The organism is Nesterenkonia sp. CL21 (assembly GCF_031705515.1).
In the GTDB taxonomy this organism is placed as follows: Bacteria; Actinomycetota; Actinomycetes; order Actinomycetales; family Micrococcaceae; genus Nesterenkonia; species Nesterenkonia aethiopica.
Map to the genome: position 1 here is coordinate 173,027 of NZ_JAUTWR010000006.1, position 14,682 is coordinate 187,708.

The window sequence follows — 14,682 nt, forward strand, 5'->3', positions numbered from 1 at the left end:
GTGGGCGACGTCGTGTCCGGGCGGCCCCGGGCCGTGTCAGGACTGGGGGCGGGGCACGTACCCCTTGTGCTTGTCGACGACGTTGTGCAGCTCCTCGCCGTCGAGCCAGCGGCGCGCGTTGTCCAGGAACTGCTCAGCGAGCGCGTCGCGCCAGCCGATGACGTCTCCGGACATGTGGGCGGAGATCAGCACGTCCTCGCGGTCCCACAGCGGCGAGTCCTGGGGCAGCGGCTCCTGGTCGAAGACGTCGAGGGTGGCGAACCCGAGGGGCCCGTCCTCCAGGGCGTCCACCAGGGCTGCCTCGTCCAGGGTCTCTCCACGGCCGATGTTGATCAGATGGGCTCCCTCGGCGGCGGCGGCGAGGACCTCGGCGTCCAGCAGTCCGGTGGTCTGCGGGGTCAGCGGGGCAGCGTTGACGACGATGTCGGCCGCGCCGATGTGGGCGGCGAGGTCGTCGCTGGCGACCACGGTGCCGAAGTCGGGGTCCTGCTCGCGTGCCGTGCGTCCTGCGGCGAAGACCTCGACGTCGACGGCGCGCAGCAGGGCGGCGATCTCCCGGCCGATGGCGCCGGTGCCGATGACCAGGGCGGTGAGCCCTCCGACGCGCTGGGTCTCGCGATGCTCCCAGGTCCTGCGCTGCTGACGGCGCAGACTGCCGGGCATGTCCTTGGCGCGGGCCAGCACCGCGCCGAGCACGTACTCGGCGATGGGCCGGTCGAAGATCCCCTGGGCGTTGGTGACGACGACGTCCGAGTCCGCCAGCTCGTCGAACATCAGCTTGTCCACACCGGCGGCGGCCACGTGGATCCAGTCCAGGGAGTCGGCGGCGTGCCAGGCCTCAGAGACGGCGCGGGAGAAGAAGTCCCACAGGAAGAGCGCGTCGGCCCCGGGCAGGGCATCGGCGAGATCGGCGGCGGTGGCGGTGCGGATCTCCGCCCGGTCCTGCAGCTCATCCAGGCCCGGAGGCACGGCGTGCGGGACGTCGTCGTCGGGACACAGGACGGTGATGACCGGCAGGGACTCCGCCATCCGTCACCTCGCTTCCTCCAGCGGCGTGCTGAGCATACTCCGCGTGTCCGTGATCCTGGGATCCGGCACCTGCACTCAGATGGTCGTGCGGCCCGCCGGGAAGCCGTCTGACGTGGACCTCCGGATGGCCGCAGGGGACTCTCCCCGGGGTCTTCCCGGGGCGGGGCCCGTGCCGCTATGCTAGGGAGACCTCACGAAGATTGTCAACAATCTTGTAGGAGCTGATCGCACCGTCTCAGATTGGAGCGGCCATGGCGCTCACCCCCTCCTCCGGACGCGTCCGGACCACTCTCCCCGATCGCCCCGAACCTCCCGCAGACCCGGCCGCAGTCCCCTCGGATCTGAGCTCGGACCTCCCCCTGGACGGCACCCCCGGAAACGCGCCGGGACTCGTCCCGGAGGGCCACCCGCAGCCCGAGGACGCAGGATCGGGCCGGCAGGTGCCGGCGGTCGGCGTCGTCGTCCCCTATGACATGGCTCTGGACCGCGAGCTGCGAGCCTTCACCCATGATGAGCAGGGCGCCGAACAGCTGGACCTGCTGTTCACCCGCACCCGGCATGAGTCGCTGGCCGTCACGGTCAAGCAGGCGCGGGCGATCTCCCGCCCGAAGGCCATCGCCGAATGCGTCCGGGCGGTCTCGGCCGTGGTCCCCTCCGGCTATGTCTACGCCTGCACCTCCGGCAGCTTCGTCCGGGGCCTCTCGGGTGAGCGCACCCTGCTGCGCGCCATGGCCGCCGCCGGCGGAGCCCCCAGCTTCACCACCTCAGGCGCCCTGCTGGCCGCGGTGCGCGCCTTGGGCGCCCGCACCATCGCCGCGGCCACCCCGTACGACGACGCCATCACCGCCCAGTTCGCCGCATTCTTCGCCGAGGCCGGGGTCCACCTGATGAGCAGCTCCAACCTGGGTCTGAACGGCCGCATCTGGGAGGTCCCCGCGGAACGGACCTACCAGCTGGTGCGGCAGGCGGACTCGGACCAGGCGGACGCCGTCGTGGTGTCCTGCACGAACCTGCCCACCGCCTCGGTGCTGGACCAGCTGGAGCAGGATCTGGGAAAGCCGGTGATCTCGGCGAACCAGGCCACCATCTGGACCGTGCTGCGGCACTTCGGACTGCCGTATCGCGGCCCGGGCCACGCGCTGGCCTCACTGGAACCTGCTCCCCCGAGCCTGACGAAGGAGGCGCCATGAGCGACCACCTGCTGGAGACCCACGCGATCACCGACGTCGACGAGTTCGTCGACACGCGACAGCAGATACCGATCCCAGGCCGCCCCGAGAACCCGACGGTGGGGATCCTATATCCGGGCCATGCCGCGGAGGACGACTATCCGGCCTTCGAGGAGGCCTGCGGCGGAGCGGTCCGGCTCCCGGTGACCCACACCACCATCGGGGTGGATGAGCACACCACCCAGGCCCTGCTGGAGACCGGGTCGCCCGCCCGGCTCGCCGAGGGGGCCCAGCGCCTGCTGGCCGAGCATCCCGTGGAGGCCCTCATGTGGGCCTGCACCTCGGGCAGCTTCGTCTACGGGTTCGACGGCGCCCACGACCAGACCCGGACGCTGGAGCAGGCCGCGGGGGTGCCGACGTCGTCGACCTCGCTGGCCTACCTGCACGCTCTGCAGACCCTGGGAGTGCGCCGGGTCGCCGTGGCGGCGTCCTATCCTGCCGACCTGGCCGAGCACTTCCAGGACCTCCTGGGGCGCGCGGGCGTCGACGTCGTCGCCTTCGCCTCCCACGGGATCTTCACCGCCGCCGAGGTGGGCCTGATGGGCCGGGAGGACGTGGTGGCGATGATCCGCGCCGTCGATGTGCCGCAGGCCGAGGCGATGCTGGTGCCGGACACCGCCATGCACTCGCTGCGGTGGATCCCGGACCTCGAGGAGTCGCTCGGCAAGCCCGTGCTGACCGCCAACCAGGTCACCGTCTGGGAGGGCCTGCGGCTCACCGGACGGCCGATGCCGGTCCTGCCGCAGCTGGGCTGCTTGGGCGACCCAAACGTCTGGGCGACCCGAACGCCCTGAGCGTCCCGGACCGACCGGCCGCACCCGGAGGGGGCGGGGCCGACGTCAGCGCCGAATCCTGGGGCGACGCCGGCGACTGGCCCGAGGACTGAGGCCCGGCGGTATCATCATTGTCGACAATCCACGGATCCTGTGATCCCCCTCTCACCACACTGGTCTCACCGCACCGCGCACCATCCGACCCTCACCCCGCTGGAGCCACGATGCCCGCCACCGCAGCCCGATCCGCCGGCCGATTCACCCCCGTGAACAAGGAGTCCACGGCGTCGCTGATCACCCGGCAGCTGCGGGAAGGCATCATGGACGGCTCCCTGCCCGCCGGCAGCCAGCTCTCCGAGGCTCGACTCTCGGCGGCCTTCGGGGTCAGCCGCGGCCCCCTGCGTGAGGCCATGCAGCGCCTCGTGCAGGAGGGCCTGCTGCGCGCGGAGCCGAATCGCGGACTCTTCGTCAAGGAGCTCGACGCCGAGGAGATCCGCGATCTCTACGTGGCGCGCACCGCCGTGGAATCGGCGGCGGCGCTGAAGATCGTGCGTGACGCCGCCACGGAGACGACGCCCCGCGCCGTCGCCCTGCTGCGCGAGACCTGCACCGCGATGCGTCGGGCGGCGACCGCCGGGGACCTCAGTGCCCTCTCGGATGCGGACTTCGACTTCCATGAGGAGCTGGTCACCGCCTCCGGCAGCGCTCGGCTGCGCCGGATGCACGAGACGCTCATGGTGGAGACCCGGATGTGCCTCACCGCCCTGGAGGGGACCTACTACGATCCCGAGGACCAGGTGGACGAGCACCGCCGCATCGCCGACGCGATCGCCGACGGCGACGAGGCCGCCGTCCTCCGCGCGATCGACGATCACATGCATCAGGCCCTCGAGCGCCTCATCCGCGGCGGCGAGGCCGACACACGAGGCTGAGCCTCAGCGGCTGAGGTTCTTGAACTGCCGGACCGCCAGCGGCAGGAAGATCAGCATGATCACTGCCGGCCAGATCACGGCACCGGCCACGGCATGGCCGTCGATCCAGTAGGCGGGCTCCAGATGCTGCATCCCCGGGGTCTCGAAGAGCTCGCGGATGGCGGCCGCCGTCGAGGACACCGGGTTCCAGGCCGCGATGGCCCCGAGCCAGCCGGGCATCATCTCCGGCGGGGCGAACACCGAGGAGATGAACCCCAGAGGGAAGGCCACGGCGAACAGCATGCCCGCGGTCTCCGTGTTCCGGATGCACAGCCCCAGGTAGATGCCGACGAAGATCAGTGCGAGGCGCAGCCACAGCAGCAGCGCGAACGCCAGCAGCGTGGCCCCGAGGCTGCCGCCGGCGCGCCACCCGATCAGCAGGGCGACCCCGACGATGACGGCCAGGTCGATCGCCGCGCGGATCACATCCGAGACCGCCCGCCCGGTGACGGGTGCCGAGGAGGCCATGGGCATGGACCGGAAGCGGTCCATGAACCCCTTCTCCTTGTTGTGGGTGACCGCATAGGCGGTGTCCATGAAGCCGAAGGCCATGGTCATGGCGAACATCCCTGGCATGGCGAAGTCCACATACCCCTCCCCCGCGCCCTGCCCGGTCACGTCCATGGCGGAACCGAAGACGTAGACGAACATCAGCACCATCACCACCGGGAAGCCGATCTGCCAGGCGAAGGTGCTGGGCTGGCGCACCAGGTGGGTGAACTCCTGCAGGACGATCGTCCAGCAGTCACGGGCCGCCCAGAGCAGCCCGGCGCCGGGCTGGGCCGTCGGGGCCGTCGCGGAGCCGAGGGAGTGTCTGCCAGTGCGTCCGTTGCGGCGGCCGTCGTGGTGAGTCGTCGTCGTCATCGGGTCTCCTCCTCCTGTGCGGCACCCGTTCGGGAGGTCAGGTGCAGGAATGCCTCATCCAGCGTGGGGCGGCGCAGACCGATGTCGGCGACCTCGATGCCCTGGGCTCTGATCTCCACCGCCACGGTGGTCAGGGCGGCCACACCGTCGGGCACCGGGACGCTGAGCGTCGCGGCGTCCTCGTCCAGGGCGGGGTCTGCGCCGGTCGCCTGCCGGACGAGCTCGGCCAGCCCGGCCAGGTCGGCGGGATCGACCGCGACGACGTCGAGCCGCTCGTCCCCGATCCGACGCTTGAGCCCGGCCGGTGTGTCCTCGATGATGTTCCGCCCGTGGTCGATCAGGCTGATCCGGTCGCACAGCTTGTCCGCTTCGTCCAGATAGTGCGTGGTCAGCAGAACGGTGGTCCCCTGGGAGGTGAGGTTCCGCACCGCCTCCCACACCTCCCGGCGCCCGGCGGGGTCGAGGCCCGTGGTGGGTTCGTCGAGGAACATCACCTGCGGCGCCAGGATCATCGACGCCGCGAGGTCCAGCCGCCGCCGCATCCCGCCGGAGAACTTCTTGGGAGAGCGACCGGCGGCCTCGGTGAGTCCGAAGATCTCCAGCAGCTCGTCCGCCCGGCGGCGCGCGTCAGCCTTGCTGAGCCGGAACAGTCGGCCGAACATCGTCAGGTTCTGCCGGGCGGTCATCAGGTCGTCCACCGCGGTCTGCTGTCCGGTCAGACCGATGCTGCGGCGCACCTCGCGTGGCTGAGCGACGACGTCATGCCCGGCCACCCGGGCCTCGCCGCCGTCGGGATCCGTCAGGGTGGCCAGCACCCGGACCGTGGTCGTCTTGCCCGCCCCGTTGGGGCCGAGCAGCCCGTGCACCGTCCCACGGGGCACAGCCAGGTCGACGCCGTCGAGCGCCACCTTGTCCTTATATCGCTTGGTGAGACCCACGGTCTCCACGGCGAGCTCCTGTGCCGTCATCCCACGCCACCCCTTCTTCGTACACTGAACGCAACAAATGTAGCGTACGCCGTGCGCAGTCATCAAGGGCGGTTAGGCTGAGGCCACCATGAATGCTGAGAATCCTGTCCGGAAGAGCCTGCAGCTGCTCTGGTACGGCCTGCCGGATCCCAAGAAGGGCCCGAAGCCGACGCTGACGCTGGAGCAGATCGTCCGCACCGCGATCGACCTGGCCGACTCTGAGGGCCTCGACGCCCTGTCCATGCGGAAGCTGGCCCAGCGGCTCGACGTCGGCACCATGTCCCTCTACCGATACGTCCCCTCCAAGACTGAGCTGCTGAATCTCATGCTGGACGCGGTCAGCGGACCCACGCATCTGCGCCGCACCACCTTCGATGCCGGGTGGCGCGTCGGACTGGAGGGGGTCGGCCACGGCGGACGGCAGCAGTACTTGGCGCACCCGTGGCTGCTGCAGGTCAACTGGACACGGCCCGTGCTGGGACCCAACAGCGTGGCCGACATGGAGCTGATCATGACGGGCCTGAAGGACCTGCCGCTCTCCGACCGGGAGAAGATGCACGTGGTGGTCGCTTTGGACTCCTACGTCACCGGCGCGGTGCGGCAGGAGATCCTCTCCCAGCGCGCTGCCGCGGAGAGCGGCATGACCGATGAGGAGTTCTGGGAGGCCCAGGCACCGTTCCTCTACGAGATCTTCGACACCGGCCGCTACCCCACGATGGCCTCCCTCTCGGAGGACACCTTCGCGGGCACCTGGGAGGAGAGCTTTGACTTCGGCCTGAGGCTGCTGCTCGACGGCATCGAACAGCAGCTCGCCCGGCGGGCGGAGTCGCCCGACACAGCGGACACGCCGTTCTGAACCGGCGGCCCGCCCGCCTGCGTCATCGGAACCGGACTGGCTACTCCGCGGCCTCCGTGCCGCCGGACTGACGGGCGCCCAGCTGCTCGTCCAGCTTCAGCAGTCCCGGGCCGTCGTCTCCGATCAGCCGGATCTTGCCGATCAGCTCGGAGACGGTGGCCTCCTCCTCGAGCTGCTCGTCGATGAAGGAGTTGAGCAGCGGCAGGGCGTCGATGTCACCCTCCTGCTGCGCCAGCCGGTACAGGTTCCGGATCGACTCCGAGACCTTCTGCTCATGCGCGAGCGAGGCCTCGAAGGCCTCCTGCACCGTGCCCGCGGTCGCCGCGACGGCAGGCACCGCCTGGATGCGCGGGTGGGCGTCCCGGTCGGTCATGTGATCGATGAAGCGATTGGCGTGCACGACCTCCTCATCGGCCTGCGCCCGGAACCACGACGCCATACCGGGCAGGTCGAGCATGTCCATCTCGATGGCGAGCTGGCGGTAGACCAGCGAAGCCTCCAGCTCCAGAGTGACCTGGTCGTTGAAGGCCGCCTCGAGCGCGCCGGTGAGCTGTGCCATGGTGAGAACACTCCTCGTCTCGGATCTCTGGCGGCCGCCGGGTGCCGGGGCCGCCTCTGATGCCACTGTAGCCACCGGGAGCCGCGCTGACCACGCAGGAGAGGCAGGCCTCACCTGGAACGATCGGCCCGACGTCGTCATCGGAGAGCATCGCATCATGCCTGGATGGACACATGTGACTGCGCCGCGAGCCTCTGGTCAGGGGCTCACCGGCTGACTAGTCTGATCTGCATGGAGTTCAGGTATCTCGGCCACAGCGGCCTCAAGGTCTCATCAGTCACGTACGGCAATTGGATCACCCACGGCTCGCAGGTCGAGAACGACACCGCGACCCAGTGCGTGCACGCCGCGCTCGACGCCGGCATCACCACCTTCGACACTGCGGACGTCTATGCCAACACCGTCGCAGAACAGGTCCTCGGCGACGCGCTGGCCGGCCAGCGCCGCGAATCCCTGGAGATCTTCACGAAGGTCTACTTCCCCACGGGCCCCAAGGGACACAACGACACTGGACTCTCCCGGAAGCACATCATGGAGTCCATCGACGGCTCCCTGAGCCGTCTCGGCACAGACTATGTGGACCTCTACCAGGCTCACCGCTACGACGTCGAGACTCCGCTGGAGGAGACGATGCAGGCGTTCGCCGACATCGTCCGGCAGGGCAAGGCCCTCTACATCGGCGTCAGCGAGTGGACGGCGGAGCAGCTGCGCGCCGGCCACGCCCTGGCCAAGGAGCTGGGCTTCCAGCTGATCTCGAACCAGCCGCAGTACAACATGCTCTGGCGCGTCATCGAGTCTGACGTCGTGCCGACCTCCGAGGAGCTGGGCATCTCCCAGATCGTCTGGTCGCCCATCGCCCAGGGCGTACTCACCGGCAAATACGTACCGGGTCAGCCGTTGCCGGAGGGATCCCGCGCCACCGACGAGCAGGGTGGTGCGCAGTTCATCCAGCGGTATCTGGACGACGAGATCCTGCACGCGGTGCAGAAGCTCAAGCCGATCGCCGACGAGCTCGGGCTCACGCTCGCCCAGCTCTCCATCGCGTGGGTCCTGCAGAACCAGAATGTGGCGTCTGCGCTGGTGGGGGCCTCCCGGCCGGAGCAGATCGCTTCGAACGTCGCCGCCGCCGGGGTCACCCTGGACGGTTCGGTCATGGAGGCCATCGACTCGGTCATCGGGCACCTCGCCCAGGACGACCCGGCGCTGACCACCTCCCCCGAGGCTCGCCTGACCTGACGCTCAGCACCCGGGACGATGCCCGGGAAGATCACGGCCACCGTGATCTTCCCGGGCATCTCTGCGTCCCAGAGGGCCGCCCTGCCGGGAGCTCCTCCAGAGGGCACGCCGGGCGCGACGACGTCGGAGAGGCATCGCCCCAGCTCAGACGCCTCAGACTGCGGCAGTGACCAAATCGTTATGGAACTGTGGTGATTCTGCGTAGACTGTGGACCCTGACATCCCATCCCCGGGTGAAAGGTGATCCGGCGTGAGCAACGCAACCGACGTCGGGCGGCATCCCCGCCTGACTGCCGCACTGTGCGGGAGCGCCCTGGCAGGCGTCCTGCTGCTGTGCGGCGCCGGCCCTGCGGCCGCCTCCAGCCAGGACCCCGAGCCCAGCGAGTCCCAGCACGAGGCCGCCTCCAGTTCCGCCTCCCCCGACGAGGAGGAGACGCAGGACGACGCCGGTTCAGACGACGGCTCAGGAACCGGTTCCGACTCTGACTCCGAGGACGCCGACTCCGAGGACGCCGACTCCGAGGAGGCAGGCGACGAGTCCACGGATGACGAGGCCGACGGGGAGGAGGAAGACGACCGGACCCCGGAGACCGAGGATCCCGAGTCTGAGGACCCCGAGTCCGAGGAACCTGAGTCCGAAGCCCCAGAGTCCGAGGATCCTGACGAGCCGGGCGACGAGTCCACGGTCGAGCCGACCGACCCCGGCACGACGCCGGAGCCGGACCCCACGCCCGAGCCCGAGCCCACTCCGGATCCGGGCGAGACGGACGAGGGGACGCCGTCCCCTGAGCCGAGTCCGGACCCGGAGGACCTGCAGGCCACCTGCACCTCGGCCACCGGCTACCCCGGAGAGGTCCTGACCTTCGAAGTCAGTGTCAACGCCTCTGACGCCCGCATCACCTCGGTGAGCTCCGGAATCCGCGGAGGCAGCTCCTGGCATGAGGGCATGACGGTCCACTATCTGCTGGAGCGTGAGGTCTCCTCGATCACCCAGGACACCGTCACCGTGCAGGTGGAGGCCGAGGACGGACGCACCGCCAGCTGCTCAAGCACGTTCACGCTGTACCCGAACGCCGTGGACGAGACTCCCGGGCAGGAGGACAGCCCGGAGAGTGACACCGACCCGACCGCTGACCCCGACCCGACGCAGGAGGTGGACCGCACCAGCGCGCCCAGCCCTGCCGAAGTGCCCTCGGTCCCCGGGGCGCCGTCGACTCCGGACCCCACTCCGGAGGGCCGGCCGACGGGCCAGGACAGCGCCGACGAGTCCAGCGAGGGCGAGTCCAGCGAGGGCGAGTCCAGCGAGGACGACGGCGTCGAGGACCGCCCGAGCTTCAGCCCGCGTCCCCTGGTCCCCGGCGCGCCCGATCGCGACCTCAGCGACAGCGCCACCACGCAGCCCTCCGCAGAGGAGACGGGTGCTGGCGAGACGGGAGCGGACGACGAGGACGACGGCGACGGACTGGCTTCGACCGGTGCCGCCCCGCATGCCCTCGCCGCCGGAGCACTGGGAGTCGCCGCCCTCGGGGCCGGCTCCCTGGCCGTCTGGACGGCACACCGACGCGGTCAGCTCAGCCGGAGGCACTGAGCGCGGACTGGTCCCACTCGTCCCCGGCAGGATCAGCGGCGGGGTCAGCGGCGGCGGATCGCCCGCCAGGCGGGTGCGTCGACGCTGAATGCACCGGGCCCGGTGAAGACCAGGGCGAGCCCGAGGACGGCGTAGAGCACCATGAACTCCACCGGGTTGCCCAGGAGGAGCAGGAACGGCTCATTCCACCCGTGCACGCTGACGAAGACGGTACCTCCGTCGAGCAGCAGGAACGCCGCCATGCCCGAGAGTAGCGCGAGCACAGCGGCCGCGACCCGCGTCATCAGCCCAAGCGTCAGCAGTGCGCCGCCGATGATCTCTGTGAACACCATGGCAGCCCCGAGATGTTCGGCGAAGGGGACGGCGAGCCCGGCGACATACTCGCTCGAGCCGTCCACACCGAGCCAGGTGGCCTTGCGCAGGCCGCCGACCAGCAGGAGGATGCCCGCCGCGAGGCGGAGCAGGAGAAGACCGAGATCGATGCTGAAGACATTCCGCATGACACCACTCTGACACCTGGTCAGAGCTGATCCGCGGTTCACCACACGTTCGGCGCCGGCTTCCTGCTCGAAGGCAGTGCCGCTGACTCCCGCCACCGGCGCAGCTCCTCGCCGACGTCCAGGTCGGCGGGGGTCTCATGACCGAGGCCGCGGATCTCATCCAGGATCTGCTCGTTGGTCACCGGTCCGGAGCCGGACAGCAGTCGCGCAGCGATATGGGCGCGGACGTAGATCTCGCCGTCGACGACGACGCGCTGCTCGAAGTAGATGCTCTTCTCATCCATGCCGAGCATGCGCGTGTGGATCTCGAAGCGGGTCAGGAAGGTGACCGACTTGCGGAAGGTGATCTGCTCCGCCTGGACCACCGGCGACCACCCGAGCTCACGCATACGCCGCCATAGACCTGCCCGCGCCATGAGGTCGAAGCGGCCGAGGTCGAACAGCGAGAAGTACTGCCCGTTGTTGATGTGCATGGCGATGTCGATGTCCGTGGGCAGCGCGCGCAGCGTGACCGTGGAGGTCTCCCAGGGCGAGAGCGGCGGGCGGCGACGAGCGCGCAGCAGGGTCAGGAGGGTGCGGAAGATCACATGCATGGCATCCAGTCTGCCACAGAACCTACTTATCAGTAATCAGCGGTGTCGGGGTCGCTCGTCCTCGCCGGAGCGCCGTCATCCTGAGCATCCCCTCCAGCTTCATCCCGCGCCTCCTCGTCGGGCGGGCCGTCGGATGGACCGTCGACGGGTCGTGGGGGCTCAGCCGGACGCAGGACGTAGCCCGCACCGCGAACCGTGTGGATCATGCGGGGCATGTCCGCTTCGATCTTCTTCCGCACATACGAGATGTAGAGCTCCACGATGTTCGCCTGGCCGGCGAACTCGTACTCCCACACCTGCTGGAGGATCTCCGTCTTCGGCAGCACCGTGCGGGCGTGACGCATCAGCAGCCGCAGCAGGCGGAACTCGGTGTCGGAGAGGTCGATGTCCTTCTCTCCGCGCCGGACGGTGCGTGCCGCGGTGTCCATCTGCAGGTCTCCCACCACCAGCCGCTCACCTTCGCGACGCTCCGGCAGCCGCCCGGTGAGGAAGTGCAGACGCCGCAGCGACTCCTCGACGTCGATCCGAGACGCCATGTGGTCGTCCACGGGTTCGCACAGCGCCGTCACCGCGGCGAACTCCACGTCGGCGTCGAACCACACCAGGGCCGCGGCGTCCTCCATGAGCCGACGCAGCTCGGGCACGGTCTCTTCCACCCCCGGGATCCGTCGGCTGGACCGGGCGTCCACCACAAGAAGCTGTGGCTGCTCCTCTGTGATGAGGTGCCGGGCCGAGTCCGGGGTGGGCGCGTGGAGCACCTTCACGTCCAGGCCTCTGAGGCGCTGCGTCAGCTCGGAGACCGCCGGAGAGGGGCCGGCGAGGATCAGCACCGGCGAGGAGATATGCGGCTCTGGCGCGTCGGCACCCTCGCGCACGGGGGCCTCCTCGCGCTCTGCCTCCACAGCGTCCTCCGTCCGGCGATCACTCGGCGCGGCCGCCGCGCGCATGTCAGCGGCGCCGCGCACGGCGAGATCCAGCGTGTGTCCAGACAGCCAAGATAGCCCACATCTGTGCCGTCCGACACCCTGAAGGAACCGGACGAGGAGCGGAGCACCGCAGACATCGTCCCTGGTGAGCGTCGCGTCGGGCGGAGAACGACAGGGGTTTCCGCCATAGTGTCCCTCACCGTCGGCGCGGCCCTGCTCAGGTGAGCAGGTGGACGAGCGTCCCGATCAGAAAGCTGGACACTGCGAGGCCGGCGAGGCCGAACTCCACCAGGATGCCCAGCCCCATGGCACGCAGCGCGGCAAGGCTGGCCTGCGCGGCAGCCTGCCAGTCACGGTCGCGCCGGATGAACTCGGCGCCGAAGAGTCCCAGCGCGAAGCCGAGGAAGAGACCCAACGGAGGCAGCAAAACCAGCCCGACGAGGGCCGCCACGACGCCGACGAGGATGGGGCCACGGGGAATCCGTTCACGGTGCAGCGCCCGTCCGGTGAGCACCGTGGACGCCGCCCAGCCAGCCGTGGCCAGCACCATGCCGATCACCGCAGCCGTCCAGACCGCAGGCCCTCCCAGCAGCACCGCCCACGCCAGGAGGGTGACGATGATCAGCAGACTGCCCGGCAGCACCGGGAGCACCACTCCGGCCATGCCGACCAGCAGCAGGACGAAGGCCACCCCGGTGGCGACACCTTCCGCGACGAGTCCTTCGAGCATGACTACAGCCTGCCACACGGCGCCGCCGCACCGACCACACTGACGCGTGCGCGACGTGGCCGGAGCCCTCTCCCCCGGAATGACGCGGATCCAAGGACCATGTCGACAGGTGACGCCGGCACTTGGCAGGACCTCACGCCGGGCCATAACCTTGTGAAGCCCGGGGCCACCTCCCCCAGGCCGGCGGACTGCGGCACCAGCGCCCGGATCAGCCGACGACGACGTCGTCCGGTCCACTCCCGCGCCGCACCTCAGCCCGACTCCGCCGCCCAGACCACCAGCGACCGCAGCCTCACAAGGGAGGCGGAGCAAGGAGACCAGATGATCATCGGAGTCCCGACCGAAGTCAAGAACAACGAGTTCCGCGTGGCGCTGACGCCTGCCGGCGCCGTCGACCTCACCCGCCGCGGGCACACCGTGCTGATCCAGGCTGGGGCCGGGGAAGGTTCAGGGTTCTCCGACGAGGACTACCGCGGTGCCGGCGCCGAGCTGGTGCCCGACGTCGACGACGTCTGGGGTCGGGCCGAGCTGGTGCTGAAGGTCAAGGAGCCGCAGCCCGAGGAGTTCCCCCGCATGCGTCAGGGTCAGGTGCTGTTCACGTATCTGCACCTGGCCGCGGAGCCGGCGTGCGCCGCCGCCCTGAAGGAGCGCGGCGTCACCGCCATCGCGTATGAGACCGTCACCGGCCCCACCGGCCTGCCGCTGCTGGCACCGATGAGCGAGGTGGCCGGGCGCCTCTCGGCACAGGTGGGCGCCTACCACCTGATGCATTCCCAGGGCGGCTCCGGGCTGCTGATCGGTGGCGTGCCCGGCGCACGCCCGGCGAAGGTCGTCGTCATCGGCGGCGGAAAGGCCGGCGAGCAGGCGGCCATCACGGCTCATGGCATGGGCGCGGACGTGACGGTCATCGACCTGAACCTGGACCGCCTGCGCGAGCTCTCTGCCATGTCCGGCCGCGGGCTGACCACTCTGGCCTCGAACACCCTGACCATCGCGGAGGAGGTCGCCGCGGCAGACCTGGTGATCGGCTCGGTGCTCATTCCGGGTGCCTCCGCCCCCAAGCTCGTGACCAAGGACATGGTCTCCCAGATGCGGCCCGGCTCGGTCCTGGTGGACATCGCCATCGACCAGGGCGGCTGCTTCGAGGGCTCCCGCCCCACCACGCACGCCGATCCGACGTTCCCCGTCGGCGAGCAGATCTACTACTGCGTGGCGAACATGCCCGGCGCTGTGCCCCACACCTCCACCGCCGCCCTGACCAACGCCACCCTGCCGTATATCTTCCGCCTGGCGGACAAGGGCTGGAAGCAGGCGCTGGCCGATGATCCGCACCTGGCGGCCGGCCTGAACGTCCACGACGGACGGCTCACCCACGCTCCGGTGGCCCACGCCCTGGGCGAGGAGGCGCTCCCGCTGGAGACCGCCCTGGCCTGAATCTCACCTCTGAGGCACCTCGAGCGGGGTCCCGTCGACGTCGGCGCCATTGTCGCCGACAGATCGTCGGGGCCCCGCTCGAGTCGTTCTGCGGCCGAGGCTGGGGTCGGATCTGACCGTGCGTTTTGGCCGGCTGGTCCCGCTCCTCCGGGATGTGTCAGAGGGTGCCGGAAGACTGAACAGCACCAGGAGGAGCCGGGGCAGGATCCCCGCGAGAGGGCAGCCGGGACGGGCTTCCCGGCAGGGACGGCAGAGACGGGCACCCCGGCAGAGACGTCAGAGGAGGTGGATAGCGTGGGAGACATGGAGGACCAGGACGGGGTGAACCAGCACCCAGACCAGCACAGCCAGCACGGCGACGACTCTCGTGCCGATCACGCTGCTGCTGGTTCTGGTGATGCTGGCTCCGTGTTCTGGCCCGCCCGA

15 protein-coding genes are annotated in these 14,682 nt (G+C 69.8%); 7 read left to right on the top strand and 8 right to left on the bottom strand.

Annotation, left to right across the window (positions count from 1 at the left end):
* Positions 1–36: 36 nt before the first annotated feature.
* The gene (locus Q7C18_RS10945) at positions 37–1,029 is read right to left on the bottom strand and encodes a D-2-hydroxyacid dehydrogenase (RefSeq protein WP_085437708.1); all 993 of its coding nucleotides are present in this window, start codon (positions 1,027–1,029) and stop codon (positions 37–39) included.
* Between the two features lie 251 nt (positions 1,030–1,280).
* Here Q7C18_RS10945 and Q7C18_RS10950 point away from each other — a divergent pair, with 251 nt between their 5' ends.
* The 3 genes from Q7C18_RS10950 to Q7C18_RS10960 all read left to right on the top strand — a co-directional run bounded on the left by Q7C18_RS10950 (position 1,281) and on the right by Q7C18_RS10960 (position 3,963).
* Entirely contained in the window at positions 1,281–2,219 is a 939-nt protein-coding gene (locus Q7C18_RS10950) for a hypothetical protein (RefSeq protein ID WP_311025425.1), read from the top strand.
* Positions 2,216–3,052, top strand: coding sequence for a maleate cis-trans isomerase (locus tag Q7C18_RS10955; protein ID WP_311025426.1), 837 nt, complete (start codon positions 2,216–2,218; stop codon positions 3,050–3,052). The genes Q7C18_RS10950 and Q7C18_RS10955 overlap by 4 nt, the downstream gene beginning before the upstream one ends.
* A gap of 203 nt (positions 3,053–3,255) precedes the next feature.
* Complete coding sequence (locus Q7C18_RS10960; protein WP_311025427.1) at positions 3,256–3,963, top strand: GntR family transcriptional regulator; 708 nt, start codon at positions 3,256–3,258, stop codon at positions 3,961–3,963.
* A gap of 3 nt (positions 3,964–3,966) precedes the next feature.
* Here the strand turns inward: Q7C18_RS10960 and Q7C18_RS10965 are convergent, their stop codons facing one another.
* Positions 3,967–4,866, bottom strand: a complete 900-nt coding sequence (locus Q7C18_RS10965; protein WP_311025428.1) for an ABC transporter permease — start codon at positions 4,864–4,866, stop codon at positions 3,967–3,969.
* Entirely contained in the window at positions 4,863–5,834 is a 972-nt protein-coding gene (locus tag Q7C18_RS10970) for an ATP-binding cassette domain-containing protein (RefSeq protein ID WP_311025429.1), read from the bottom strand. The genes Q7C18_RS10965 and Q7C18_RS10970 overlap by 4 nt, the downstream gene beginning before the upstream one ends.
* A gap of 88 nt (positions 5,835–5,922) precedes the next feature.
* Between Q7C18_RS10970 and Q7C18_RS10975 the strand changes: the two genes are divergently transcribed.
* Complete coding sequence (locus Q7C18_RS10975; RefSeq protein WP_311025430.1) at positions 5,923–6,690, top strand: TetR/AcrR family transcriptional regulator; 768 nt, start codon at positions 5,923–5,925, stop codon at positions 6,688–6,690.
* 40 nt (positions 6,691–6,730) lie between these two features.
* On the opposite strand, the gene Q7C18_RS10980 is transcribed toward Q7C18_RS10975, so the two are convergent.
* Positions 6,731–7,249 carry a ferritin gene (locus Q7C18_RS10980; RefSeq protein ID WP_085437709.1) on the bottom strand — a complete coding sequence of 173 codons (519 nt, stop codon included), beginning with the start codon at positions 7,247–7,249 and terminating at the stop codon, positions 6,731–6,733.
* 231 nt (positions 7,250–7,480) lie between these two features.
* On the opposite strand from Q7C18_RS10980, the gene Q7C18_RS10985 reads away from it, so the two are divergent.
* Together Q7C18_RS10985 and Q7C18_RS10990 are read left to right on the top strand one after the other, a co-directional pair.
* Positions 7,481–8,485, top strand: a complete 1,005-nt coding sequence (locus Q7C18_RS10985; protein ID WP_311025431.1) for an aldo/keto reductase family protein — start codon at positions 7,481–7,483, stop codon at positions 8,483–8,485.
* A 250-nt stretch (positions 8,486–8,735) separates the two neighbouring features.
* On the top strand, positions 8,736–10,073 hold the full coding sequence (locus Q7C18_RS10990) for a hypothetical protein (RefSeq protein ID WP_311025432.1): 1,338 nt from the start codon (positions 8,736–8,738) through the stop codon (positions 10,071–10,073).
* Positions 10,074–10,117: 44 nt separating this feature from the next.
* Here Q7C18_RS10990 and Q7C18_RS10995 read toward each other — a convergent pair whose 3' ends face one another.
* From Q7C18_RS10995 to Q7C18_RS11010, 4 genes are all read right to left on the bottom strand, one after another.
* Positions 10,118–10,573, bottom strand: a complete 456-nt coding sequence (locus Q7C18_RS10995) for a DoxX family protein (RefSeq protein WP_311025433.1) — start codon at positions 10,571–10,573, stop codon at positions 10,118–10,120.
* 38 nt (positions 10,574–10,611) lie between these two features.
* On the bottom strand, positions 10,612–11,166 hold the full coding sequence (locus tag Q7C18_RS11000; RefSeq protein ID WP_070160960.1) for a thioesterase family protein: 555 nt from the start codon (positions 11,164–11,166) through the stop codon (positions 10,612–10,614).
* 29 nt (positions 11,167–11,195) lie between these two features.
* On the bottom strand, positions 11,196–12,068 hold the full coding sequence (locus Q7C18_RS11005) for a response regulator transcription factor (RefSeq protein ID WP_237090114.1): 873 nt from the start codon (positions 12,066–12,068) through the stop codon (positions 11,196–11,198).
* 241 nt (positions 12,069–12,309) lie between these two features.
* Positions 12,310–12,822, bottom strand: a complete 513-nt coding sequence (locus tag Q7C18_RS11010) for a DUF456 domain-containing protein (RefSeq protein ID WP_311025434.1) — start codon at positions 12,820–12,822, stop codon at positions 12,310–12,312.
* Between the two features lie 321 nt (positions 12,823–13,143).
* Here Q7C18_RS11010 and ald point away from each other — a divergent pair, with 321 nt between their 5' ends.
* Positions 13,144–14,256 (top strand): alanine dehydrogenase, encoded by a 1,113-nt coding sequence (gene ald, locus Q7C18_RS11015; RefSeq protein ID WP_311025435.1) that lies wholly within the window; start codon positions 13,144–13,146, stop codon positions 14,254–14,256.
* Positions 14,257–14,682 lie beyond the last annotated feature (426 nt).

Coding starts and splice junctions, on each gene's coding strand:
- Q7C18_RS11000 (WP_070160960.1), bottom strand. CDS start 11,166: ATGCATGTGATCTTCCGCACCCTCCTGACCCTGCTGCGCGCTCGTCGC.
- Q7C18_RS10945 (WP_085437708.1), bottom strand. CDS start 1,029: ATGGCGGAGTCCCTGCCGGTCATCACCGTCCTGTGTCCCGACGACGAC.
- ald (WP_311025435.1), top strand. CDS start 13,144: ATGATCATCGGAGTCCCGACCGAAGTCAAGAACAACGAGTTCCGCGTG.
- Q7C18_RS10965 (WP_311025428.1), bottom strand. CDS start 4,866: ATGACGACGACGACTCACCACGACGGCCGCCGCAACGGACGCACTGGC.
- Q7C18_RS11010 (WP_311025434.1), bottom strand. CDS start 12,822: ATGCTCGAAGGACTCGTCGCGGAAGGTGTCGCCACCGGGGTGGCCTTC.
- Q7C18_RS10995 (WP_311025433.1), bottom strand. CDS start 10,573: ATGCGGAATGTCTTCAGCATCGATCTCGGTCTTCTCCTGCTCCGCCTC.
- Q7C18_RS10960 (WP_311025427.1), top strand. CDS start 3,256: ATGCCCGCCACCGCAGCCCGATCCGCCGGCCGATTCACCCCCGTGAAC.
- Q7C18_RS10970 (WP_311025429.1), bottom strand. CDS start 5,834: ATGACGGCACAGGAGCTCGCCGTGGAGACCGTGGGTCTCACCAAGCGA.
- Q7C18_RS10980 (WP_085437709.1), bottom strand. CDS start 7,249: ATGGCACAGCTCACCGGCGCGCTCGAGGCGGCCTTCAACGACCAGGTC.
- Q7C18_RS10985 (WP_311025431.1), top strand. CDS start 7,481: ATGGAGTTCAGGTATCTCGGCCACAGCGGCCTCAAGGTCTCATCAGTC.
- Q7C18_RS10975 (WP_311025430.1), top strand. CDS start 5,923: ATGAATGCTGAGAATCCTGTCCGGAAGAGCCTGCAGCTGCTCTGGTAC.
- Q7C18_RS10950 (WP_311025425.1), top strand. CDS start 1,281: ATGGCGCTCACCCCCTCCTCCGGACGCGTCCGGACCACTCTCCCCGAT.
- Q7C18_RS10955 (WP_311025426.1), top strand. CDS start 2,216: ATGAGCGACCACCTGCTGGAGACCCACGCGATCACCGACGTCGACGAG.